The sequence below is a fragment of the Streptomyces zingiberis genome, from assembly GCF_012034935.1.
GTDB lineage: Bacteria > Actinomycetota > Actinomycetes > Streptomycetales > Streptomycetaceae > Streptomyces > Streptomyces zingiberis.
Window position 1 is genome coordinate 144,239 of record NZ_JAATEN010000005.1, and the last position, 23,455, is coordinate 167,693.

A 23,455-nucleotide genomic window follows, 5' to 3' on the forward strand; every position below is an offset into this window, starting at 1 on the left:
CTTCCGGGCCGGCCGCCGCCGGATACCCTCACGCATGGGGTCGGGATTTCGCCCATGGGAGTAGCCATGACCACCTCTGCCACCGGGCAGCCGCTCATCCCCCAGCCCCCTGCCACGGTTGCCGCGTTGCGGCAGGCCATCAGCCGGATCGCGCCCGCCGCTCTCCCCGTTTTCACCCGGGAGCTGGATCAAGCAGCCGACCAGTCCCGGCAGGGGTCCGACCTCGCACCGCTTCAGGGGTTCATCGCCCAGTGGTCCGTCTACGTCCATATCCAGCGCCATCCCGAGCTGGCAGCGGATTTCCGGCGTTGGGAGGACATCGCCGCCTCGGGAGGCGCCGTCCAGGCGCGCAGGGCTGCTTCCGAGATCGGCCGGATCCTGGACGGAGCCCACGCGGCCGTCGGGCTGCCCACCCGGTGAGCGCGGACTCGCACCTGGGCACGAAGTGGCCACTTGACTCCCCCGACCAAGGCGGAGGGTCGGCCACACCACTCCCCCGGATCTTCTGTCCGGCCCTCCCGTAGGCACGGTCAGGCTGTGGTCCGGGCCTCGCGCCGTCATCCGCTGCCCCGGCTGGCAGGGTGTGGGCCCCGAACCAACGGCTCGCCGCCCGACGCTGCCGCCGATGTGGACGAACGGTTCACATCCGCGGGGCCCGCTCGGGCCCTGGCGGTGGTCTGCCGGGCCGCCCGGCTCGAAACGACAGCGCGTGGCGGTCCCTACAGCAGGTGGTCCGCCTTACCGGCCTTGATGTCGGTGATGAGGGTGCGCAGGGCTTCGAGGGAGTCCGTGAGGTAGTTCGACTCCTGGCCGTTGATGGCGATGTAGCCGTTGCCGTCGGTGTCGGTGCCGAACCGGAAGCAGTTGTTGCCTTCTGCGCAGTAGGGGTCTTCCCAGGTGATGACGGGCATGAGGACTCCTCGGAGTTCATGGGTGAACAGCGTTGACGAGCCCTGGGAATCCGTGGGCTCAGGAAGTGCGCACCTCTCCAGAATCCATCCGGCCGGGGCAGGCAGGGAAGTGGGGGAGTTGGGCGTCGGCGTGAAAGATCTTGGGGCCGTGCGTGTGATCGGGCTGGAGTGCCGAGTCTGCCGCACCGGGACCCCCGGGGCGCGAGGCCGTGTTCCTACCTCGGCCGCCCGGTGAACGACCGGGTCAGCCGGGAGCCTTGCTCTTTGGCTAGACGGTGCGGACGACGGGGGCGGGTTCGACGTTCTGGGCCTCGATGAGGGTGCGGATGTCGTCCGGGTCCGAGGTCCAGATGATGGCGCCGAGGCCGGCTGCCATGGTCACGACGGTGGCGTCGACGATGTCGGAGGTGCCGGCCTTACCGCAGAGGATTCCCGCGGTCTTGGCGGTTTCGAGACCGACGGGCACGACGCGGCACCCGGCGAGAAACCGGCCGAGTCCGACCTGACCGCGGGAGTCCCGCCAGGCCTGGCTGACGACGACGGAGGGGATGTGGATGTCACGGCCGTCTTCGAGGGCCAGGCTGTGGCGCGCCCACATGCGCCGGTCGTCGTTGCCGATGGCGATGAGCACCCCGGCGTCGTACAGGTAGGGGATGTTCACGCGGCCGAGGCCCCCGGGTTGCTGAGGTATTCGGCATCGGCGGCGGCCAGCTCCGCGCGGGCATCGGCGAGCTCTTCCGGGGTGAAGGCGCCGTGTTCCGCCTGCCACTCCCGGACGACGGCCCGGCCGGCTCGCAGGCGCAGCTCCCGTTCGACTGCTCCGGCGACGAGGCGGGACAGCGGGATGCCCTCTTCCTCCGCGGCTCCGGCCAGGGCTTCGACCAGGGATTCGTCGAGGGTGATCGTCACCTTCTTGCTAGCCATACATGCACCATAGCGCGGTATGGCATTTGCTGTCGATGCACGGGCGGGTATGCCCAGTTCAGTGGACGGAGGTGGCGAGGCGTCGCGGGGCAACACGGGAGGGTGGGCGCCAGCTGGGCTTGCCTCCCAGGTAGCCGTGGACACCGGCCTCGCCGACAGCGGCGCAAACGAGGGCTTCGCCCAGCGCCCAGCCACGCGCGCGCCGTCCGGCAGGAGCATCCACGCGGCGGCAAGGTCGCAGGCGGGGTCGCCCGCGCAGAGGCCACCGAAGCCGATCACACCGGAGACGGTGCCGCGGGAGGGACCGCCTACCGGGCAAGCCCACTCATAGAGAAAGAGCACGGGGAGGGACAGGGGGTCGGCCGGTGACCGGCCCCCCGAGCGGGGCCGCAGTGCCCGGCTGCCTCGGGGGCCGTTCCAGTGGAGGGTTCGCGGCCCTCGATGAGCCGTGCCCGGAGGAACGGCGCCGCGGGTGCGAGGTCGCGGCGCCGTTCGTCACGGGCTGGTGGTGATCGTCCCGTACGGGGCTGTGGGAGCCCCGTACGGGCAGGCCCCCGAGGGGCGTTTCGCGCGGTCCGGCCGGGCCGCCGTTCACGCGGCCCAGCCGGAGGTGCGGGTCAGATCCGTGCCGGTCTCCGTGGGGATCGGCGCGGATCGGTCAGAACTGGGTGAAGAAGCGCCAGGTCTCGCCCGGGAGCCAGGTGCGGGAGCCGCTGTCGCCGGGGGCGCCGTCCTGGGGTGCGGCGATGTGGCCTCCGTCGAAAGCGGCCCAGACGACCGGACGTCCGCTCGCGCACCCCGAGTACGTGGTGGTGACGTGGCTCAGGCTGCCCTGGGCCGGCTCGGGCGGGTTCTGGCCGGCGCAGCCGTTGTTCCGGACGAACCGGTCACGCATGGCGCGCCCGTTGGCGATGCTGTCGCTGACACCGTGGGCCGCGAAGTACGCGACGGCGCCGGTGCCACCGCTGCACCCGCTGATCTCCCCGGGGGCGCCGTAGGCGGCGACGGCCCGGTAGGTGTCCGGGCGGGCGCAGGCGAGGGCGTAGCTCATGGCGCCGCCCCAGCTGAAGCCGACGGAGAAGCGCTGGGAGGTGTCGATGCAGAGGTCGGCTTCGAGGCGCCGCAGGAGGTCGTCCATGAAGGTGACGTCCTCGCCGCCGGAGTTGGCCCAGCCGTTGTCGAGGCCCTGGGGCGCGACGAAGATCGTGTCGTCGCCCGCCAGCCGCTTCAGGCCGTAGAAGGACCAGACGTCCCGTTCGACGGTCTGGCCGGTGGCCACGTCGGTGGCGGTGCCGCCCCACCAGTGGAGGCCGAGGACCAGCCGGTGCGGCCGGTTCACGTCGTAGCTGTCGGGGATGTCCAGGATGAACGAGCGGTTCTTGCCGCCGCTCTGGATGGTGTGCGTGCCGTCACGCAGCGCGGGTTCGGAGCCGCACGCCGCGGTGGCGGTGGCGGTGTTCGCCGCGCTCGCCGTGGCGGCCTTGCTCGTCGTGCCGGCCGGTTCGTTCGGCCCGGGGCTGTCGGCCACCGCCTGACCGCCCAGGACCAGGGCGAGCAGCGTGGCGACGGCGACAGGCATCGATAACAGACGACGGCTCAACATCTGTTGACTCCTCTGTGGGGGGGATGTGGGGGGATGTGGGGGAAAGGCCGGAGAGACCTTTTTCTTCGCGCTCTGCCGGTTGTCGGATTGTCCGGTTGTCCGGTTCTCGGCTGGTCGGGCTTGCCGTGTTCTCGTGCGGGTCGCTCATGTCCCGTGCGCGGCGACCCGCGCGCTGCCCCGGCGCGCGTGGGGGTTCGGGGACAGGCATGCCCCCGGCCGGTCGGGATTACTCACCGGACTTCGAGGGGCGGCGCCCGCTGCCGCGTGCCGGTGGCCCCGCGGCGTGGTCGCGGCAGTTGGGCACCGGTCCGCGGTGCGGGGCGCGCGCTCGTCCTGCGCGCCGCCCCGCGTCCGGCCGCGCGCGCGGCGACGCGCACGGTCCCGCGCCCGGCCGCGCGCCCCGCTCCGTGCTCCGTCCCGACCCATGAGCCCGGGCCCGGGTACGAGGACGGGCAGGGGTACGGCCGCGAGGGCACGCACGGCCGCCGCAGCAGTGCGGCGTCCGCCGGCCCCGGGGCGCCCCCACCGGTGGCGGTGACCGCACCGGTGGGGCCCGCGGAGCCGGCGGACGGCCTCATGTCACTCGCCGCCGCTCTTCTGCCGCAGCAGCCAGCGCAGGATCGACGGGTCCTCGTACGTCGGCCCGTACGCGGCGTGGTAGTCGGGCTCGGAGAACGCCTCGTTGCCGTACTCGGTGTAGCGGATGACGTCCTCGGCGCGTTCGCTGTCCATGCCGGCCGCCGTGTACGCGTCGCGGAGCGTCTCCGTCGAGTCGCGTCCGTAGCGCACGGGCAGGAGGTGGTCGTTGAGGCCGTGGGTGATCCACAGCGGGGTCTCCGCCTTGGCGATGCCCTTCGCCTGCTCGGCGCTGACCTCGAAGCCCCCGGTGACGAGGGCCGCGGTGAACAGGCCGGGCTTCTTCGCCAGGGCTTCCCAGGCCAGGGTGGAGCCGTAGGAGACGGTGGAGGCGTAGACGCGGCGGCTGTCCACGGCGTGGGAGTCCATGAACTCCTCGACCAGCCCGGTCATGAGCTCGGCCTCCGCCGCCGAGCCGACCCGCTGGTTCTGCGGGACGAGCACGATGACGTCTTCCTTCTTCCCGGTCCACTGCGGGGTCAGCCAGGCGGTGGCGGGGATGTCGGCGGCGAGCGAGACGCCGAGGTTGTCGCCGTCCCAGCCCATCCCGTGACCGGGCAGGATCACCATCAGCGGGTAGCTCCGCCGCGGGTCGTAGCTGCGCGGCAGGTGGTAGGCGTAGGGCAGGACGGTGCCGTCCCGGAGGTACGTGGCCTGCTCGAACTCGTCGACCAGCAGGTTGACCGCGGGTTCCGTCAGCGGACGGGGCGTGGACGAGGCGGAGGCGAGCACCGGCCCCCGGCCCTTGCCCCGGCCCGGCGCGGCGTGGACGGCCTCGTTCTGGACGATCTTCGTCGGCAGGTCGGGGTTGACCTTGACCGAGCAGAGGAAGGTCGGGCACTTGGACACGATGACGGTGTTGCCGCCGGGATCGGTCGGCGCCAGCTCGACGATGACGTACCGGCCGGCCCGGGAGCGGCCGTCGGCGCGCAGTCCGGCCTTGTTGTTGGTGTAGACCCGGACGACTTCCCGGTCCGCGTACTTGTCCAGGTCCTCGATCGGGTTGTAGCGGAAGTTGTAGATGCTGTCGGTGACGGTGAAGGTGCCCCGGTCGAGGGTCCGGGGGTTGACGGCCGCCCCGTACTCGACGGCCACCGCCTCGACCTTCTGGCCGTAGGTGTGCACGCGGGTGATGGGGGTGACGCTCTGGATCCCGCGCTCCGGTGCCCGTCCGGCGGCGGCGGCCTCGGGTGCGGCCGGTATCAGGAGCGTGCCCGTCAGCCCCAGGGAGGCGCAGGCGAGGGCGAGTCGGCGGATGAGAATGGTGACCTCCGTGCGGCCGTGCCGTTCTCGTCGGACCAGCGCCCCGGCCGGTGGCGGCCGACGGCTCCGGCGAGAGCTCTGTGACGCGTGCTAAAACGTGTTAGTCACGCGGTGGCAGTCTCTTGACGCCCTCAGCGGGTGTCAAGACTGCCGACATCACGAACCTCGCCCGCGCGAACCGGCGGGCCGGCTGACGGACAGCCGGGCAGGCGGAGAGGCGCGCGGGCACGCGGGCGGGCACGGGGGCAGACGGCCGGCACACCCCCGGAAGGGGCGGCTCCGCGCCACGACCCGCCGCCACCGGCCGTCACCCGGCGGGCGGCCCCACCGACCCCCGCACCCGGACCGGCATCTCCACCCGGATCAGCCGGTTCTCGGGCGGCAGCCCCTCCCGGCGCCGGCCGATCTCGTCGAAGAGCACCTCGACGGCCCGGCGGCCGAGTTCGTGGTGCGGCAGCGCGACGGTGGTCAGCTTGGGCCGGATCCAGCCGGCGATGGGGTGGTCGTCGAACGACACGACGGAGACGTCGCCCGGCACCCTCAGCCCGGCCTCGTCGAGGGCCTGGTAGGCGCCCAGGGCGAGCCGGTCGTTGAGGCAGACCAGGGCGCGGGGCCGGTCGCGGGAGAGCAGGTCGCGGGTGGCCTCGTAGCCGTACTCCGGCTGCCAGTCGGGGCACATCCGGCCGCCTCCGATCGTCACCCCTTCCGCCGCGAAGGCCGCGCGGATGCCGGCGACCCGTTCGGCCCCGGCGACGGCGCCGGGCGGCACGTCGTCCACGCCGGGCCCGGCACCGATCAGGTGCACGCCGTCCCGGTGACCCGCCCCGAGGAGCACCCCGGCCGCCGCCCGGCCCGCGCCCACCTCGTCGGGGACCACCGCGGAGATCGGCGGGGACGCGTCCGCCGGAAAGGCGTTCAGCAGAACGGCGGGCCCGTCCGGGAGCGTCGCCGGCACCGGGATCGTCCGGGTGAACATGGAGGCGAAGACGATGCCGTCGACCCTCCGGTCGTGCATGGCGTGCAGCAGGCCCTCCTCCAGGTCCCGCTCACCCTCCGTCTCCCCGATGAACAGCATCACCCCGCGCTCCCGCGCGGCCTCCAGCGCACCCTTGATCATGTCCCCCGCCAGCCGGGAGGTGGCCACGGTGTCGGAGACGAAGCCGATGGTGCGCGTCATGCCCGTGCGCAGGCCGACGGAGACGATGTCCGGCCGGTACCGCAACGCGTCGGCGGCCTCCAGGACCCGCTCCGCCACGCCCTCGGAGATCCGCAGCTCCCGCCCCCGACCCGACAGCACCAGGGACGCGGTGGTGCGGGAGACCCCGGCCCGCTTGGCCACGTCGGTCATGGTTACCCGTCGCGCTCCCACCGAGGACCTCCCACGTCTCGCGCCTGGGAGAACCTTGCCACCTGACGGAACGTGGCCCGCCACCGGCCGCGCCCGCCACGACGGGAGAACGGGGCGACGGGCGACGGAGGCGGCAAGGCGTTCCGGCGCGCCGGCCCGCCCGTCCTCCGGCCCACCGGCCGGTCGCTGCCCGCCGCCCCGCCCCGGTCGCCGCACCGCCGGCCGGCCCCCGGTGGCCGGGCCCGCCGGCGGGGCTTCAACTGGCGGTGACGTGCCGGTTCTTCGGTGGTTTCCGCTCTCGCCTAGGATCCAGCGATGATCAGAAGAAAACAGCGCGTGGCCGCCGTGTGCGTGCTGCTCGCGGCGCTGGGCGCCGGGCTGCTCCCGGCCTCCACGGCGGTGGCCGACGAACCGGGCGGGGACGAGGGCCCCAAGGTCGAGTTGGTGATCGACGTGAGCGGCTCCATGCGCAAGCGCGACATCGACGGCAAGTCCCGCATGGCGGCGGCGAAGCAGGCGTTCAACGAGGTGCTGGACGCCGTCCCGGACGAGGTGCGGCTCGGTATCCGCACCCTGGGCGCCGACTATCCCGGGGACGACCGCCAGGAGGGCTGCAAGGACACGCGGCAGCTCTACCCGGTCGGCCCGCTCGACCGGACCGAGGCGAAGACCGCCGTGGCCACGCTCGCCCCCACCGGCTGGACGCCCATCGGGCCGGCCCTGCTGAAGGCCGCGGACGACCTGGAGGGCGGTGACTCCACCCGCAGGATCGTCCTGATCACCGACGGCGAGGACACCTGCGCCCCGCTCGACCCCTGCGAGGTGGCGCGCGAACTGGCCGCCAAGGGCATCGGCCTGGTCATCGACACCCTCGGGCTCGTCCCCGACGCCAAGACCCGGCAGCAGCTGATCTGCATCGCGGAGGCCACCGGCGGCACGTACACCTCGGTGCAGCGCACGGAGGAGCTGTCGGGCCGGGTACGGCAACTCGTGGACCGCGCCGCCGCGCCCGTCGTCACCCCCTCGCCGGCCGAGGGCTCGGACCGCTGCTCGGCCGCCCCGCGGCTGAAGCCGGGGCTGTACTCGGACCGCCAGGAGTTCGGTCAGCACCACTGGTACCGGGTGGACGTGCCGCCGGGCCGCGAACTGCGCGCGTCGGTGAGCGTCGCCGCCGACCGCGCCGTGGACGACGACTACGGCGTGCTGCTGCGGGCCGTCAGCGCGAAGGGCCGCGAGATCGTCCGCGGTACGGAGGCCGGTGACGGCCGGACGGACGTGATATCGACGGGGCTGCGTCTCCCCACACCCGAACGTGAGAGCTCCGACGGGGCCGGGGAGGCCGAGGACGAACCGGAGACGATCTGCCTCCAGGTCTCCCACTCCTTCTCCGCGCCCGACGCGGTGAAGACCGCACCGGGACTGCCGGTCGAACTCGCCGTCGAGCTGGTCGACGGCCCCTCCGAGGCGGGCGACGTGGCCTCCTTCGGCCTCGGGCGCGGCTGGTGGTTCCTGGGGCTCCTCGCCCTCACGGGCCTGCTCGCCGGGCTGCTGTGGGGTCTGCTGTCCCGGCTCCGGTGGAGGTCCAACTGATGCGCTCCCTCAACCGCCTCCGCTTCGGCTTCCCGGGCGTGCCGAACGCCCTGCGCTCCGCCGGCTCCACCGGCTCCCCGCGCTCCACCGGCTCCCGGCGCTCCGCGAACTCCGCCCGGCCCGCGGGACCCACGGGCCTCCCGCGCCTGGTCCGCGTCCTGGCCGTGGCCCTGCTCACCGGCGCCACCCTCGCCGGAACGGCCGGATCCGCCGCGGCGGACGACCCGTCACCGGGCGCCGGTGACGAGGCGCCGGGCGAGGCCGGCACCTCCTTCCGGCTGGCGACGGCGATCCAGCAGGACCAGAAGGCCACCGCCGACGCCTCCGCGGGCGACTACCTGTACTGGGTCTTCCCCGCCGACACCGGGCAGCGGGTCACCGTGCGGGCGGGCGTGGAACTGCCCGAGTCGGCCCGCAGCGGCGCCTCCCGCTGGCGCGTCGACGTGTACGACGGGCTCCGCCGCCGGCAGCCCTGCGTGTACGGGGCCCAGGCCCGCACCGCGGGCGAGGACCTCCAGGGGGAGACCACGCTGCGGCTCTCCTGCACGCTGCGCCCCGTGCGCTCGTACACCGAGCCGTGGGACGACGCGCCGCTGCCGGGGAGTTACTACGTCCGGCTGACCGTCGTCGACCTGCCCGCGCGCGACCGGGGCCTGCCGGTGCGGGCCGAGGTCGAGGCGGTGTCCGTCGCGGCGGGCGGTGCGCACGCGGTGGACGGCACGCTCGCCGAGCCGCTGGTGCCCCTGACCGTGTCGGGCCCGGCCCGTGACGGCGGGAACGGCACCGGCGACGGCTCCGACGGCGCCGGTGAGGGCAGTGACGCCGGTGACTCCGGTGACGAGCAGCAGGCCGGTGCCCCCGAGGACGGCTGGTCCTCGGGCCGCTGGTCGGACCGGTGGCTGTGGACGGTGGCCGGCGGTCTGCTCGCCGCCCTCGCGGCGGTCGGCGGCCACCGCCTCGCGCGCCGCCTCTGACCGGCCCGCGGTGCGGCGGGCGCGCGTTTCCCGCGCCCGCCGCACCGGGGCGCCCGAAGGCCCGACGGGCCCTCGCGCGCCGGCCACCTGCCGATCCCGGACGGATCGCGCGCCGGCCACCTGCCGATCGCCGGCGGATCGCGCGCCGATCGCCGGCCGGTGTCACCCGGCCACGCACCGCCCGGTGGCCCGAGGCGCGAGCCCCATCCGTCGCGCACCGCCACGGCATCCCCCGTTGACGCGCCTGCGCTCTCCCGGCTCAGCCGTGACGGGAACAGCCCTTCCGGGCACTGTTCAGGGCCCGGGGCACGGCGGGGAGCGCGGAACGGCGTGGCCGGGAGCCCGGGGCGCACGCCCGTTGAGGAGCCCGCGGCGGGCGGGGTGGCGGGCCGTCCCGCCGGGCTCCGCGTCCGGCCGTCGCACCCCATACGCCGGTGTCCTGCGCCGGAGGCGGACAGTAGCGTCGGGCACCGCCGCCCCGGCCCCCGGCACCGGGCGAGCGCACCCTCCGCAGCGCGCCGGCGTTCCACGCCACCGTCCGCCCTCTCCCCCGCGGAGTCGCCATGCCCGTCTACGTCCCGACCGCCGACGAATTCAACGCCCTCTCCGCTCGTGTGACGGCCGTGGAGCGGCCGTGGGAGATCGTCGTCACCGAGGGGTTCAACAGCGACGCGGTCGACGCCGCCATGGCCCGGGCACTGGGCGACCGCCGCGGGACGGCGGCCAAGTACACCGTGATCCTGCCGCCCGGCGAGTACCACCTCACCCGGCCGCTGATCCCCGCGTCCACCACCGGACAGCTCGACGGCCTGTCCATCCGCGGCTACGGCAAGCGGACGACGTTCGTCAACTGGGACGCGAGCGGTGGCACGCTGATCTCCGCCATCAAGCTGCTGCGCTTCTTCACCATCTCCGGCATGACGGTCGCCTCGACCAACGCGGCCAACAGCTTCGCCTACCTCTGGTCGACCACGCCGGGCACGTACAACGAGGGATGGACCGTCTCCGACATGGAGTTCCAGGGGCCCTGGGTCCGGGTCTTCGGCCTGGACGGCGACGCCACGGCCAACCTCAACTCCGAGTTCATCTTCGACAACGTCTACACCGCCACCAACTCGGTCTTCAGCGACGCCTTCTTCCGCTCCGGCGGCATCAGCGGCACCTACAACGCGCAGAATCAGTTCGTCAACTACTGGGTGCGGGACTGCTGTCTGACGCTCTCCAGCGGCACCGTCTTCCGCTTCGACCGGGGTGGCAGCATCCGTGTCTCCCGTGGCTCCTGGTCCGCGGCGTCCGGCTCGTCCGGCCCGATCACCTGGTTCTCGATGCCGCTGACCAACCCGAACAACCGGGCGGCGACCCAGCTCAGCGTGCGGGGGGTCCGGTTCGAGCCGAAGGCCGCCAACCACCTCGTCATCGACTGCAACTGGGCCAGTGGCTCCGTCACCTTCGCCGACTGCTCGGACCTCGCCTCCGCCCAGAACGACGCCGCCCGCTCCTGGAACCTCCACCGCTACTCCGGCGCGGACTTCTGGGGCATCGGCGGCTCGATGCCGACCGTCCGCTACCGCCAGCACCAGGGCGTCGGCTACCACCTCTACAGCGGCCCGGCGGTCACCCGGGGGAACATCACCTACGACGGCTGCTACTTCTGGCGGGGCACGAGCGGGCAGGCGACCACCGCGACGGAGGCCCTGCGCTGGACGAGCGGCGCCCCGCGCTACCGGTTCACCGACTGCGACAACGTCCCCAACGCCACCAACATCCCCTGACGGGCGGGGCCCGGGGGCCGGGAGCACAGAGCGGGCAAGGCCAGGGAGCCGGGAGCCGGGAGCGGCAGGAAGCAGCGGGCGGCTGCTCAGGCCGACCCGCCGTTCGCCTCCTCGATGTCCTGGACGGCCTCGGCGGCCAGCCGCCGGACGGTCTTGCGCATCTGCTCCTGCTCCGTGGTGCCGGTGCCCACCCCGTAGACGCCGTAGGTGATCTCGATCGTCGCGTTCCCGCTGCGGACGTACACCGTGTATCCGGAGGACGTCCAGGTCTCCCCGGCCTCGTCGCCCACGTCCGGCACCCCGGCGACGTCGACGAGGCTCTTCTTCGAGTGGGCGATCCGGTCACCCCACCAGGACTCCGCCGCCGAGCGGCCGGAGCCGGTGGGCGTGGCCTCGTGCAGCTGGTACCTGATCTCCAGCTGGATGTCGTTCATCCCGCCCGAGGCCCAGCGCACCCAGCTGCTCGTGGGGGTGTGGAGCTCGGTCTGCCTGACGAGGAGACCACCCCGGTTCACCTCCTGGTCGCCGCCGTCCACCAAAGCCGTCGTCCTGGGCAGTTCGCCGTAGGGGTCGTCGCGTCCCTGGACCTTCGGCAGCAGCAGGAACCAGGCGGCGACCCCGGCCGCGACCACGAAACCGAGCGCGGTGACGACGACGGCGACCACCCCAGCCCGCCGCCTCGGCCGCCCGCCCAGCGCTCCGGAAGACCCGGTCTCCTCGTACTGGTCAGCCGTCACGGCACAGCCCCCGTCCCCCGGAGCCGCACGGGCCCCCACCTCCGGCGGTGGCTCGATCCGGCCCCCGCTCCGCCTAAGATCACGCCAAAATAGCGTGGATCCCGCCACTCCGGTGCCCCGGGGGAGCGCCGGACGCGCCCGGCGGGGAGCGGCGCGGCGTGGAGCTCCGGCTCAGCTCGCCTCCGTCCATGCGTAGCGGTGTTCGGGGCGGCCCGTGTCGCCGTACTTGAGGGTGAGGGTGATGCGGCCCGCGCGCTCCAGGTACTTGAGGTAGCGCTGGGCCGTGGAGCGGCTGATGCCGGTGCGCTCGGCCACCTCGTGGGCGGAGAGCGGGTGCTCGGCCGTGCCGAGGACGCCGCGGATCAGGTTGACGGTGGGGGCGGAGTGGCCCTTGGGCAGGTCGGAGCGGGGGCCGTCGGCCGACCGGAAGGCGCCGAAGATCTGGTCCACCTGCTCCTGCCCGGCTTCGCTGCGGCCGCCGACGCCGTCGAGGGTGCGGCGCAGGGCCGCGTAGCCGTCGAGCTTGGCCCGCAGTCCGCCGAAGCTGAACGGCTTGACGAGGTACTGGAGGGCGCCGTAGCGCATCGCGGCCTGGACGGTGGCGACGTCCCGGGCCGCGGTCACCATGATCACGTCCGTCTGGTGGCCGAGCTGGCGCATCCGCCGGACGAGGGTGAGCCCGGTCTCGTCCGGCAGGTAGTGGTCGAGCAGCACGAGGTCGATCGGGGTGCGCTCCAGCGTGGCGAGGGCCTGGGCGGCGGTGTGGGCGCGGGTGGCCACGCGGAAGCCGGGGACCTGGCCCACATAGGCGGAGTTGATCTCGGCGACGCGGAAGTCGTCGTCGACGACGAGGACATCGATCATCTGGACTCCCGTGGGGTGGTGGTGAGGGGGAAGCGCGGCCCGGGGGCGGGGGAAGCGGGGCAGGTGCCGGGCCCGGGCGGGAGGACGGAGTCCGGTGTACCGGGGTCCGGGCCGGCGTCTTCCGGACCGGCTCGCTCCGGACTCACCCGCTCCGGCCCGGCGTCTTCCGGACCGCCGGCCTCCGGCTTGACGGGGCCCGGCCCGTCGGCCCTCGACCTGACGGGGTCCGGCCCGACGAGACCTGGCCCGAGGGGATCCCGTCCGACTCGCTCCGGCCCTACAGGTTCCGGCACGGCCTGCTCCGGCGCGGCAGGGGTACGAGGCGCGGGGCCGAGGGGCGTGGGCTCCGCCATGGCGGGCGGCGGCCGGTCCGGCTCGCCGCCCCGGTCCGGTGCGCCCGGGTCACGCAGCGCCTCCGGCAGGACCACCGTGAAGAGGGCGCCGCCGCCCGCGCGGGCCGTCACACGGGCCGTTCCGCCGTACCGTTCCGAGAGCCGGCGGACCAGGGCCAGGCCGATGCCCCGGCCGTGCGGGCGGTGACCGGTGTCCTTGGTGGTCCACCCCTCGGCGAAGATGCGCTCGCGCATCCCGGGGTCCACGCCGGGCCCGGTGTCGGCGACGCGCAGCACCGCCGTGGTCCCCTCGGCCTGGAGTTCGACCTCCACGAAGGGGCCGGCGCAGCGGTGGGCGGCGGCCGCGTCGAGCGCGTTGTCCACGAGGTTGCCGAGGACGGTGACGAGGTCCCGCGGGTCGACCACCCGGTCCGGCAGGAGGGTCGCCGCCGAGATCCGCAGGTCCACCCCGCGTTCGGCGGCGATGGCGGCCTTGCCGACCAGCAGCGCGGAGAGCAGCGGTTCGTGCACCCGTTCGGCGATCTGCTCGGCGGACGAGCGGTGGGCCCGGGTGACCTCGGCGACGAACTCCTCGGCCTGCCCGTAGCGGCGGAGTTCGAGCAGGCCCAGCAGGGTGTGGAGGCGGTTGGCGTGCTCGTGGTCCTGGGCGCGCAGCGCGTCGAGCAGCCCGTGGGTGGAGTCCAGCTCGCGGCCGAGGAGTTCGAGTTCGGTGCGGTCGCGCAGGGTGACCACGGCGCCGCCGTCGGTGGTGGGCATCCGGTTGGCGATCAGGACCCGGCCGCCGCTGACCGTCAGCAGGTCGGTTCCGCTCACCCGGCCCGTCAGGACGTCGGTGGTCCGCCCGGGCGGCAGCACCTCGTCCAGGGAGCGTCCCGCGCAGTCCGCGCCGAGGCCGAGCAGCCGCTGCGCCTCGTCGTTGACCAGCCGGATCCTGCCCCGGTGGTCACAGGCGACGACGCCCTCGCGGATGCCGTGCAGCATCGCCTCGCGCTCGTCGAGCAGCGCGGAGATGTCGGTGAACGCCACCCCGTGGGTACGGCGGCGCAGCCGGCGCGCCACGACGAGGGCGGCCAGGGCACCGGCCGCGAGCGCCGCACCGGCGTAGAGCAGCAGCCCGGGCACGGCCGCGAACAGCCGTTCGCGCACGCTGCCGTAGGCGATGCCGACGGACACCGCGCCGACGATCTTCCCGTCCTCGTCCCGCAGCGGCACCTTGGCACGGGCGGAACGGCCGAGGGTGCCGGTGTCGAGTTGCTGGATCTCCCGGCCGGAGAGGGCGGCGCTCGGGTCGGTGGAGACGTGCCGGCCGATCCGGTCGGGGTTGGTGTGCGACCAGCGCACCCCGCGGGTGTCCATCACCACGATGTACAGCGCCCCGGTGGCGCGGCGGATCCGCTCGGCCTCCTCCTGCACCGGGCCGCCGGGGGTGGGCGGCGTGCTCGTCACGCCGAGCGGGATGTCGGGGACGGCGGCGGTGGTCTGGGCGATGGAGAGCGCCCGGCTGGTCGCCTGGGCGTCGAGCTCCGAGCTGAGGGGGGCCAGGAAGAGGGCGGTGGCCAGCACCATCACCCCGGTGGTGATGACCAGCTGCACCGCCAGGACCTGGGCGAAGACACGGCGAGGCCAGCGGATCCGCATGGGCCCCCCTGTCCTCCGGACCGCGGCGGCGCGGCACGGTTCGGGCGCGCCTGTCAGCGGGTCGGCAGTTCGGTCGGTGGTTCGGTCGGTGATCGGTCGGTGGTCGGTGGTCGGTTGCTCGGGCGGGGAGTCGGACGGCGGGGCGGTCGGTCGGTGGATCGGCCGGTGGACGGTCCGGGCAGGTGCGCGCGGTCGTCCCACGGCCGCATCCGCCCCACGGAACCTCGGGCGCCGCACCCCCCGGACCTCGCCGGGAGCCGCACACGCGCGGGGACCCATGAACGGAGTTCATGCCTCCCGCAACGTACGGCGCTCCACCGTCGCGAGCCCAGACCTCGTAACACATTTGTCGCCGACGTGCGAGCAAAACGAGCAGAACGGGGTTTGCGCTCAGAACGGCGGGTTGCGCCCACAAGGCTGCCGCGGGTGTCTCCGGCGCTCCTAGCCTCCCGGCCCATGACACGCGATACGAACCCCGCCATCGAGCTGCGGGGCACCAGCAAAGTGTTCCGCACCCCGTCGGGCGGTCTGCACACCGCCGTGACGGATCTGGACCTGACCATCGGCCGCGGTGAGTTCGTCGCGGTCGTCGGCCCCACCGGCTGCGGCAAGTCCACGACGCTGACCCTGGTCAGCGGCTTGGAGGAGCCGACCGAGGGTGAGGTCCTGGTCGCCGGGGAGCCCGTCCGGGGCGTCGGCGACAAGGTCGGCTTCGTCTTCCAGCAGGACGCCACCTTCCCCTGGCGGACGGTGCTGTCGAACGTCATGGCGGGTCCCCGGTTCCGCGGGGTGCCGAAGGCCGAGGCGAAGGAGCGGGCCCGGGAGTGGCTCGCCCGGGTCGGGCTGAGCGCCTTCGAGGACCGCTATCCGCACCAGCTCTCCGGCGGTCAGCGCAAGCGCGTCGCACTCGCGGCGACCTTCGTCAACGACCCGGAACTGCTGCTCATGGACGAGCCGTTCTCGGCGCTCGACGTACAGACCCGCGCGCTGATGTCGGACGAGCTGCTGGAGCTGTGGTCGGGTACCGGCGCCTCGGTCGTCTTCGTCACCCACGACCTGGAGGAGTCCATCGCGCTGGCCGACAAGGTCGTCGTGATGACGGCCGGACCCGCGACGATCAAGGCGGTCTTCGAGATCGACCTGCCCCGCCCGCGCAAGGTGGAGACCGTCCGGCTGGAGCCGCGGTTCATCGAGATCTACCGGGAGATCTGGTCCTCGCTCGGCGAAGAGGTCCGCATCACCCGCGAGAGGGGTGCCGCGCATGCCGCCTGAGACCACCACCACCGCTCCGGCCGCCCCCGCCGCCGGCGCCGCCGGGACCGCTCCCGCGCCCGCCGGGAAGGCGGAGCCGGCCACCACCCGCACGGCGGCCCGGGCCCGCGCGGCCCGCAACCACCGGCTGCTCGTCCTCGCCGCGCGGGTCCTCGTCCTCCTCGGCGTGATCGGCCTGTGGGAAGGGCTGGCCCGCGCCCAGGTCATCGACCCGTTCAACTTCTCCATGCCCTCGCAGATCTGGTCCCAGATGGTCACCTGGGCGGTGGACGGCACCCCGCAGGGCTCGCTGTGGGAGCAGATCTGGTACACGCTCTACGAGGCGCTGCTCGGCTGGGTCATCGGTGTGACGGCGGGTGTGGTGCTGGGCATCCTGCTCGGCCGGATCCGCTTCCTCGCCGATGTCCTCGGACCGTACGTGAAGGTGCTCAACGCCCTGCCGCGGATCGTTCTGGCACCGATCTTCCTGATCTGGTTCGGTCTGGGACCGGCCTCGAAGGTCGCCTCGGCGGTCGTCCTCGTCTTCTTCCCGGTCTTCTTCAACGCCTTCCAGGGCGCCCGGGAGGTGGACCGCAACCTGGTCGCCAACTCCCGGATCCTGGGGGCCAACAACCGCCAGATCACCCTCCAGGTCGTGGTGCCCTCCGCCACCTCGTGGATCTTCACCAGCCTCCATGTCAGCTTCGGGTTCGCGCTGATCGGCGCGATCGTCGGGGAGTACATCGGCGCCACCAAGGGCCTCGGCCTGCTGGTCTCCGCCTCCCAGGGCACGTTCAACGCGGCCGGGGTGTACGCGGCGATGGTGGTGCTGGCGGTGGTCGCGCTCCTCGCGGAGGGCCTGCTGACCTTCCTGGAGAAGAAACTCTTCCGCTGGCGCCCCGCCGAATCGGGCGACGGCCACTGACCGGCCGGGACCGCCGGGATCACCGGGACCGCCGGGATCACCCCGGGCCCACCAGGTCCCGCCGCCCCGTGCCCGGCACCGCCGTGCCGCGGCCCCGTGGTCCGGTCCACTGTCCCGGTCCCGGTCCCAGCCGGCCCGTCCGGCGCCGGCCCGCGGACCGGCCGGCGGCGGCCCGCGGACCGGCCGGCGGCGGCCCTCCCCGCACCACTCCGCCGCCGGCCCCCACGGGCCCGTCCCACCCCCGTCCCCACCCCACCCCTCCCGCTCCCTCCCGTTCCCTCCCGCCCCGCTTCTCCCGCTCCCTCCCGCCCTGTATCCCCGCAGCTCCCTTCGGAGGACTTCACCATGCGCAGACTCACCAGGTTCCGGGTGGCGGCCGCCACCGCGGCGCTCGCCCTCACCGCCCTCACCGCCTGTGGCGGCGGAGACTCGTCCGCCGGCACCGGCTCCGCCGGCGGCGGCAAGGTCAAGATCATGGTGGGTGGCCTGGACAAGGTCATCTACCTCCCGGCCATGCTCACGCAGCGGCTCGGCTACTTCGAGGACGAGGGCGTGGAGGTCCAGCTCCTCACCGAACCGGCCGGGGTGCAGGCCACCACCTCGCTGGTCGCCGGGGAGGTCCAGGGCGTCGTCGGCTTCTACGACCACACCCTCGACCTTCAGGTGAAGGGCAAGTACGTGGAGTCCGTGGTGCAGCTCTCCCACGCCTCCGGTGAGGTGGAGGTGGTCTCCAACCAGGCCGCGGACGAGATCACGTCCCCCGCGGACTTCGCGAAGAGGAAACTCGGCGTCACCGGCCTGGGCTCCTCCACCGACTTCCTCACCAAGTACCTCGCCGTCGAGAACGGCGTGGGCGCGAACGAGTTCACGCCGGTCGCGGTGGGCGCGGGCCAGACCTTCATCTCGGCGCTGAAGCAGGGCTCCATCGACGGCGGCATGACCACCGACCCGACCGTCGCGCAGATCCTGGACAAGAAGCTGGGCAAGGTCCTGGTCGACATGCGCACCCCCGAGGGCTCCGAGAAGGCGCTCGGCGGCCCCTACCCCTCCTCCAGCCTCTACATGAACACGGACTGGGTGAACGCCAACAAGGAGACCGTGCAGAAGCTGGCGAACGCCTTCGTGAAGACGCTCCGCTGGATGGCCACGCACTCCCCGGAGGAGATCGCCGCCAAGATGCCCGCCGACTACGCGCAGGGCGGCAAGGAGCTCTACACCGAGGCGATCAAGTCCACGCTGCCGATGTTCACCGACGACGGCGTGATGCCGGAGCGGGGCCCGGAGACGGTGGAGCGCGTCCTCAAGTCCTTCAACCCCAACCTGAAGAACGCGGACGTGGACCTGGAGAAGACGTACACCACGGAGTTCGTGAAGAAGGCGGGCTGAGAGGGCCCGGGCGCCGGCCGGATCAGGGGACAGCCTCCTGACTGCCCCGCCCACACCGGCACGGCACCGGTCCGGCCCGTCACGGCCGGCGGCCCCGCCGGGCGCGTGGACGCGCTCGGCGGGGCCGCCGGTGGTGGGGTCCGGTCAGCGGAAGTTCACATCACTGCAGAAGTAGTACGACTGGTCGGAGTGCGAGGCCTGCCAGATCGTGAAGACGATGTGGTGGCCGGTGCGCCCCGGGGCGCTGACGTTGACCGGCATCGAGGAGTTGGGCGCGACCTTGCCCGTCCTGGCCACCTGCTCCAGGTCGCTCCAGCGCAGCCGCTGCGTCTTGGGGTTGTAGCCCTGCTTGGAGACGTAGACGATCAGGTAGTCCGCGCCGTGCAGCGCCTGGTCGGTCACGTTGACGCGGAAGTTGTTGGAGACGTCGGTCGTCTTCCAGGCACCCGGGGTGTCCATGGCCCGGTAGCGGCCGTTCTCGGTGTTGCCGCCGCTGCACAGCTGCCCGTCCGGGATGGCGCCCTGGTGGTTGCCCTTGACGCCTTCACGGTAGAGCCCGTTCCAGTTCCACATGGCGTTGGTGTCGGTCTGCCAGGCCTGCCAGCACATCGGGTCCTGCTGGGCCATGGCCGGGTTCTGGAAGTCGCTGCCCCAGCGCGCCCAGCAACCGTAGTTGCGGGTCGCGGGGTCCGTGACGGAGCCGTGGGCCACCGCCGTGTTGGACCACGGCAGGAGGCCGAGCACCGCCGCGGCCAGCAGGGTGAGAGCCCGTACCGCCCAGCGGCGCGGGGAGTTCGTGGGGGACGAAGAGGATGAGGGGGACGGCGATCGGTGGGGGTGACGCGGTGAGAACACGTCGTTCTCCGCCTTCCGAATGTGGGCTTCAGAGAGGTGGGAGCGCTCCCAAACTACCCGGGTGATTCACCGCCGAAACACTCCGGCCACACCCGGGCCCACGCGGCAGGTCCCAGCCGGCCCATGGATGCCGAACAGGCGCTCAGGAAGGGCAGTTGAGCCATTCTGGTGAGATGACTCAGGTGCGCGCCGAGATCCTGCTGAACGGCACTTGGCTTCCGGTGTACTCCATCCAGTCCGCCCCTCACCTGGAACACGATCCCACCGTCCTCGAACCGGTCACGGCCGACGAGACCATGGTCGAACTGGTGCTCAGACCCCGGCTGGAGAAGTGCCTGGCCTCCCAGCGGGCCGTCTGGGTGACCTGCACGGACGGCACCACCCTCTTCTACGCGGCCGGAGCCGCCGGGCCGTTCCGGCTCGTGCAGGTCCCGGAGCGGCCCGTACCGGGGTGGGGCTGAACCCCCGCCGGGCGCCGGACCGGCGCACCGGCCGCCGGGGCCCGCCCCCGGCCGGCTGTCACCGGCTGCTCCCACGCCCTGTCAACCCCGCCCGCCCCCGCCCGGCCACGGCACGGCCCGGCGTCCCCCTCCACCGTCCGGCGCGCCCGCCCGGGCGGAGGGCGGGGCGGGCGGACGACACGGGGCGGACGCCCCAGGCGCGTCGCCGCGTCCCGCGTCCACGCCGCCCGCACACCACGGAGGGCGGAAGGGCCTGGGGAGGAAGGGCCGGAGCGGGCCGGGTCAGGGCAAGGCGGGGCAGGGCAGGGCAGGAGGGTGCGGCCAAGTGCCGGAGCGGGCGGCACGGCGATGAGCCGGGGTGGCGGGAAACCGGGTTCCTCCCGGCTTCCCGCCACCCGCCACGGGCACCGTGCTCCACCGCGGGGCGACCGCCCTGGGACCACTTCCGGCCGCCTCCACGCGGCTCCCCCGGGCTCAGACCTCCAGGCCCGCCTCGATCCGGCGCAGTTGATGCCTCGCCATGGCCAGATTGGCGCGCCCCCGGTCGAGCGCCAGATAGAGGAAGAGGCCGTCCTTCCCGCGCCCCTTCATCAACCGGATCAGGTGGTACTGGCTGCCGAGCGTGATGAGGATGTCCTCTATCTCGTCCTTCAGACCCAGGTGTTCCATGGTGCGCACCTTGGCCCGTACCACGTCGGTGTTCCCCGCGGCGGCCACGCCCAGGTCGAGATCCTTGCCACCGCCCAGGGTGCCCAGTGCCATACCGCTGGTGTAGTCGACGAGGGCGACGCCGACCGCGCCCTCGATCGCGGTCATCGCTTCCTTGAGGGCCGTCTCCGTGTTGCTCATGCCGGTGTGGTTCCTTTCCTCGATCGGTCGGGTTTCTCCGGTTGTCCGTCAGTTCCGGTGGCGCTTCCCCGGTCCGGGGCCCGTGGGGTCCGGACCCCGGGTGACGTGCGGTCCCTGTTCGGCGCGAGCCCGTCGCCCCCCGGGCGCCGGGGCTCTCGCACCGGCCGCTCCCGGGAGGCGGCTGCTCACGCGCGCTCGGACCGGTCGTGCGCGTCGTCCACCAGTTCGCCGATGCGCGCCCCGCACCGCCGGGCCTCCAGATGGAGCCGGCCCACGTGGACGCGCGGACCGGCCAGCACGGTGACGACGGCCGAGGACCCGGCCGCGTAGGTGGCGACGTAGCCCTCCTCGCCGCGCGTCAGCAGTTCGCGGAAGGCGCCGCGGCCGGTGGCGTCGGCGAGCCGCAGCGCCACCCCGAGGGCGGCCGCTGTCAGCGCCGCGACCCCCTCGGCCTCCTCGCCGGCGCCGTCCTGCGCGAGGACGAGGCCGTCGGCACTGGCCGCGAGGACTCCGGTCACCCCGGGGACGCGCGCCCTCAGCCGGGCCAGTTCGTCGAGGATCTCGGGTTCCGCCCGGAGCGATTGCCGCCGGTCGGCGCGGGGCAGCAGCGCGCGCCGCACGGCACCGCGCGCGGTCTCGGGAGCGGATCGGGGACTCACAGCTTGGCCTCCAGGGCGTCTCGGACCCGGCGCAGCAGGTGGAGATCCGGATCGGCGGGATCGGTGAGACCGGCGGGCGGCTCCGCCGGGTGGGGCCGGGCGGGCGCACCGGACGCCTCGGCCGCCTCGGGCGGGCCGGAGCCGCCGGACGCAGCGGGTCCGGCAGGCGCGGCGAGTCCGGCAGGCGCGGCGAGTCCGGCAGGCGCGGCAGGCGCCGCCGCCGGGCCCGGCGGCCCGGGCCGGGCCGGCGCGGACCCGGCGGGTGAAGGCCCGTCCGGCGTGGGCGGGTCGGGGGCCGGCCCGGCCGGAGCGGCACGCGCGGCGCCGGAGGTTCGCGGCCGGGGCGTCTCGACGTGCCCGGCCGCGGCCAGCCGCCGGAGGTCCAGCAGGGTGTGGAACGCCGGCCGGCCGAGAAGGCGGGCGATCTCGACGGCGGTGCGGCGGCCGTCCGCGAGGTCCAGCACCGCCCGCTGCCGCCGGGGGACGGCCGGGGCCCGCACGGATGTGCGCCGCACCACGGGCGCGGTGTCCACCTGCGGGTGCGGCCACACCGCCGCCAGCAGTGCCCGGCGCCGCCGGCTCTCCCGGGCGACGGTCTCGGCGGGGACGGGCCGCACCGGACCGAGCCAGTGCGCGGCGCCCGGCCGGAAGCGGGCCCGGCCCCCGCCGGGCGCCAGGACGAAGTAGGCGGCGTCGAACAACGCGCCCAGGTGGCAGATCTCCAGTTCGCCGCCGCCCAGCCGCCCGCTCTCCACCAGGTGGCGGGCCACCTCGCGGCGCGCGCCGGCCCGTTCGACCGCTTCCCGCCAGCCCTCGGCCGGCAGCCGCCCGGCGGCGGACAGCAGGATCTCCAGGCCCGGGGCGGCGGGGCTCTCCGCGTGCACCACCCGGCCCCCGGCCAGATAGAGCACCCCACCCTCGCCGGACAGAGCTCCGGTGGCCCGGCCGGCGGCGAGCCGGGCGAGCTGGGGCAGCAACGCGGGGTCGGCCGGCGCGATGGGGCCCATCGACGCGGCGGGACCGGCCGCCCCGCCCGGGCCGGGGCTCCCGCTCACCCCGGCGCTCATATCAGCGCCAGCCCGGCGACGAGGTCCCGCAGACGCAGCCGCGCGAGGGCCAGGTTGCCGTTCTCCCGGTCCAGCCAGAGGTAGACCACCACGGCGCCGTCCAGCGTGTCCTCGACGAAACGCAGCAGGTGGTAGCCGGTGCGGGTGGTGAGGAGGAGATCCTCCACGGGGACCGGGCCGCCGGGGCCGCCGCTGCCGTACGCGACGCTGCCGCCGGGCGGGGCGCCGGGCGGGGCGCCGGGGAAGCCGCCACCGGGCGGGCCACCGGAGGTGCCGCCCGGTGGCCCCTCCGCCGGGACGCCGTCCGCCCGGCCGGGCTCGGCCGAGCCGAACGCCGTGTGCTCCGCGGCCAGTCGCGCGAGTTCCGCCAGTTCGGCCGCGGTGACCTCGTAGTCCCCGTTCGGGGGCTCCCCCACGGTGCCCAGGGTGAGGCCGCTGGTCCACTCGATCACCGCCGCGCCGCGCGCTCCGGGCAGGGCCATGGCGTCCGCCAGGCACGCGTCGATTCCGGGCACGCCGCCGTCCTCCCATCCACGGACGGGCGCCCCTCCCGGCCGTCCGTTCCAGTGACGGCGAGATTACGCAACGTGCCGCACTCGCACGAGAATTCGGGCAATCTCCTGCGGCATACCCGGACGACCGCATAGAGTGACGCGCCCGGGAAGTGTGCTCACCCACCGCTTACGGCGGACCACCCTCCGGCCGTTTCCGGGCCCCTCTCATCACGCTCCGGAGACAACCGGTGAACACGTCGCGTCACGGCTGGAGAAACCGGCCATGGCTGTGTTAGCCCTTGTTCACCACATCCGACGGAAGAAAGCGGTGCGGCGTGAGCGATGCCTCGATGATCGTCCTCGGAATCGGGTTCTCCATCGCCCTGTACATCCTCTTCGTCACCCCGCGGGGCGACGGGAAGAAGAAGGACGTCTGAGGCTCCTTTCTCCCTCCGGGCCCTCCCCGCCCCGCGCCGACGGCGTGGTTCGCGGCACCGGTCCGGGGCTCCCGGACGGGCGTCCCCGTGGCGCCCGCCCGGGGGACGGCCCCAACCGGCCCGCGCGCCCGTGCCCCCGTGAACTCCTGCGGCTGAGCAGCCCTCCCCAAGCCCCCGCCGTCCCGCCGTCGTGACGTTCCGTGCGCCCGGGCAACGGGGGGAACCAGGGAACGTACGCAGCACGGCGGACCGCACCCTCCACGCCTGCGCAGGAAACCCGGTTCCAGCCGTCCATCCGCCGGGGGCCTCGGCGCCGACCGTCCGGACCGGCGGGCGGGCCACCCGCGTCCAGCGCGAGGACGCGGACCGCGATCTTCGGCCCGCGGGCCCCGGCCCGAAGATCACAGCCCCCGGGCCGAAGAAACGTCCATGCGACATACCACCCACATGGCGCAGCG

Annotated in this window: 21 protein-coding genes and 1 pseudogene; 8 read left to right on the top strand and 14 right to left on the bottom strand. The window is 73.8% G+C overall.

Annotated features, from left to right (window positions below):
• The first annotated feature begins 66 nt into the window (after nucleotides 1–66).
• Complete coding sequence (locus tag HCK00_RS08455; RefSeq protein ID WP_168101181.1) at nucleotides 67–420, top strand: DUF6247 family protein; 354 nt, start codon at nucleotides 67–69, stop codon at nucleotides 418–420.
• 299 nt (nucleotides 421–719) lie between these two features.
• Here HCK00_RS08455 and HCK00_RS08460 read toward each other — a convergent pair whose 3' ends face one another.
• The 6 genes from HCK00_RS08460 to HCK00_RS08485 form a co-directional block, all read right to left on the bottom strand.
• Entirely contained in the window at nucleotides 720–911 is a 192-nt protein-coding gene (locus HCK00_RS08460) for a hypothetical protein (protein ID WP_168101182.1), read from the bottom strand.
• A gap of 268 nt (nucleotides 912–1,179) precedes the next feature.
• On the bottom strand, nucleotides 1,180–1,572 hold the full coding sequence (locus HCK00_RS08465; protein WP_168101183.1) for a type II toxin-antitoxin system VapC family toxin: 393 nt from the start codon (nucleotides 1,570–1,572) through the stop codon (nucleotides 1,180–1,182).
• A complete protein-coding gene (locus tag HCK00_RS08470) occupies nucleotides 1,569–1,835 on the bottom strand; it encodes a hypothetical protein (protein ID WP_168101184.1) in 267 nt (88 codons plus the stop codon). The genes HCK00_RS08465 and HCK00_RS08470 overlap by 4 nt, the downstream gene beginning before the upstream one ends.
• Nucleotides 1,836–2,493: 658 nt before the next feature.
• Entirely contained in the window at nucleotides 2,494–3,414 is a 921-nt protein-coding gene (locus tag HCK00_RS08475) for a CE1 family esterase (protein WP_240965430.1), read from the bottom strand.
• 603 nt (nucleotides 3,415–4,017) lie between these two features.
• A complete protein-coding gene (locus HCK00_RS08480) occupies nucleotides 4,018–5,376 on the bottom strand; it encodes an alpha/beta hydrolase family protein (protein ID WP_311765230.1) in 1,359 nt (452 codons plus the stop codon).
• A gap of 268 nt (nucleotides 5,377–5,644) precedes the next feature.
• Nucleotides 5,645–6,685: a LacI family DNA-binding transcriptional regulator gene (locus HCK00_RS08485; RefSeq protein WP_168101187.1), complete on the bottom strand. Its 1,041-nt coding sequence runs from the start codon at nucleotides 6,683–6,685 to the stop codon at nucleotides 5,645–5,647.
• 315 nt (nucleotides 6,686–7,000) lie between these two features.
• Between HCK00_RS08485 and HCK00_RS08490 the strand changes: the two genes are divergently transcribed.
• From HCK00_RS08490 to HCK00_RS08500, 3 genes are all read left to right on the top strand, one after another.
• Nucleotides 7,001–8,275: a VWA domain-containing protein gene (locus HCK00_RS08490; protein WP_168101188.1), complete on the top strand. Its 1,275-nt coding sequence runs from the start codon at nucleotides 7,001–7,003 to the stop codon at nucleotides 8,273–8,275.
• On the top strand, nucleotides 8,275–9,249 hold the full coding sequence (locus tag HCK00_RS08495; protein WP_240965374.1) for a hypothetical protein: 975 nt from the start codon (nucleotides 8,275–8,277) through the stop codon (nucleotides 9,247–9,249). Before HCK00_RS08490 ends, HCK00_RS08495 begins: the two co-directional genes overlap by 1 nt.
• 563 nt (nucleotides 9,250–9,812) lie before the next feature.
• Nucleotides 9,813–11,021 carry a hypothetical protein gene (locus HCK00_RS08500; protein ID WP_168101189.1) on the top strand — a complete coding sequence of 403 codons (1,209 nt, stop codon included), beginning with the start codon at nucleotides 9,813–9,815 and terminating at the stop codon, nucleotides 11,019–11,021.
• 86 nt (nucleotides 11,022–11,107) lie between these two features.
• On the opposite strand, the gene HCK00_RS08505 is transcribed toward HCK00_RS08500, so the two are convergent.
• The 3 genes and pseudogenes from HCK00_RS08505 to HCK00_RS08515 all read right to left on the bottom strand — a co-directional run.
• Entirely contained in the window at nucleotides 11,108–11,758 is a 651-nt protein-coding gene (locus HCK00_RS08505) for a hypothetical protein (RefSeq protein WP_168101190.1), read from the bottom strand.
• 171 nt (nucleotides 11,759–11,929) lie between these two features.
• Nucleotides 11,930–12,622 carry a response regulator gene (locus HCK00_RS08510; protein ID WP_168101191.1) on the bottom strand — a complete coding sequence of 231 codons (693 nt, stop codon included), beginning with the start codon at nucleotides 12,620–12,622 and terminating at the stop codon, nucleotides 11,930–11,932.
• Nucleotides 12,623–12,996: 374 nt separating this feature from the next.
• A pseudogene (locus tag HCK00_RS08515) lies at nucleotides 12,997–14,613 on the bottom strand (sensor histidine kinase); the annotation flags it as partial.
• Nucleotides 14,614–15,069: 456 nt separating this feature from the next.
• On the opposite strand from HCK00_RS08515, the gene HCK00_RS08520 reads away from it, so the two are divergent.
• The 3 genes from HCK00_RS08520 (at nucleotide 15,070) to HCK00_RS08530 (ending at nucleotide 18,175) form a co-directional block, all read left to right on the top strand.
• Nucleotides 15,070–15,885 carry an ABC transporter ATP-binding protein gene (locus HCK00_RS08520; protein WP_168101192.1) on the top strand — a complete coding sequence of 272 codons (816 nt, stop codon included), beginning with the start codon at nucleotides 15,070–15,072 and terminating at the stop codon, nucleotides 15,883–15,885.
• Nucleotides 15,875–16,789: an ABC transporter permease gene (locus tag HCK00_RS08525; RefSeq protein ID WP_168101193.1), complete on the top strand. Its 915-nt coding sequence runs from the start codon at nucleotides 15,875–15,877 to the stop codon at nucleotides 16,787–16,789. Before HCK00_RS08520 ends, HCK00_RS08525 begins: the two co-directional genes overlap by 11 nt.
• A 345-nt stretch (nucleotides 16,790–17,134) precedes the next feature.
• The gene (locus tag HCK00_RS08530; protein WP_168101194.1) at nucleotides 17,135–18,175 is read left to right on the top strand and encodes an ABC transporter substrate-binding protein; all 1,041 of its coding nucleotides are present in this window, start codon (nucleotides 17,135–17,137) and stop codon (nucleotides 18,173–18,175) included.
• 144 nt (nucleotides 18,176–18,319) lie between these two features.
• On the opposite strand, the gene HCK00_RS08535 is transcribed toward HCK00_RS08530, so the two are convergent.
• Nucleotides 18,320–18,934, bottom strand: a complete 615-nt coding sequence (locus HCK00_RS08535; RefSeq protein ID WP_168101351.1) for a lytic polysaccharide monooxygenase auxiliary activity family 9 protein — start codon at nucleotides 18,932–18,934, stop codon at nucleotides 18,320–18,322.
• A 269-nt stretch (nucleotides 18,935–19,203) separates the two neighbouring features.
• Between HCK00_RS08535 and HCK00_RS08540 the strand changes: the two genes are divergently transcribed.
• Entirely contained in the window at nucleotides 19,204–19,491 is a 288-nt protein-coding gene (locus HCK00_RS08540) for a hypothetical protein (protein ID WP_168101195.1), read from the top strand.
• A 474-nt stretch (nucleotides 19,492–19,965) separates the two neighbouring features.
• Here the strand turns inward: HCK00_RS08540 and HCK00_RS08545 are convergent, their stop codons facing one another.
• The 4 genes from HCK00_RS08545 to HCK00_RS08560 form a co-directional block, all read right to left on the bottom strand.
• Nucleotides 19,966–20,340, bottom strand: coding sequence for a hypothetical protein (locus HCK00_RS08545; RefSeq protein ID WP_168101196.1), 375 nt, complete (start codon nucleotides 20,338–20,340; stop codon nucleotides 19,966–19,968).
• A gap of 185 nt (nucleotides 20,341–20,525) precedes the next feature.
• Entirely contained in the window at nucleotides 20,526–20,960 is a 435-nt protein-coding gene (locus HCK00_RS08550) for a roadblock/LC7 domain-containing protein (RefSeq protein ID WP_168101352.1), read from the bottom strand.
• Nucleotides 20,961–20,995: 35 nt separating this feature from the next.
• Nucleotides 20,996–22,054 carry a hypothetical protein gene (locus tag HCK00_RS08555; RefSeq protein WP_311765213.1) on the bottom strand — a complete coding sequence of 353 codons (1,059 nt, stop codon included), beginning with the start codon at nucleotides 22,052–22,054 and terminating at the stop codon, nucleotides 20,996–20,998.
• A gap of 8 nt (nucleotides 22,055–22,062) precedes the next feature.
• A complete protein-coding gene (locus tag HCK00_RS08560; RefSeq protein WP_168101197.1) occupies nucleotides 22,063–22,581 on the bottom strand; it encodes a hypothetical protein in 519 nt (172 codons plus the stop codon).
• Between the last annotated feature and the right edge of the window lie 874 nt (nucleotides 22,582–23,455).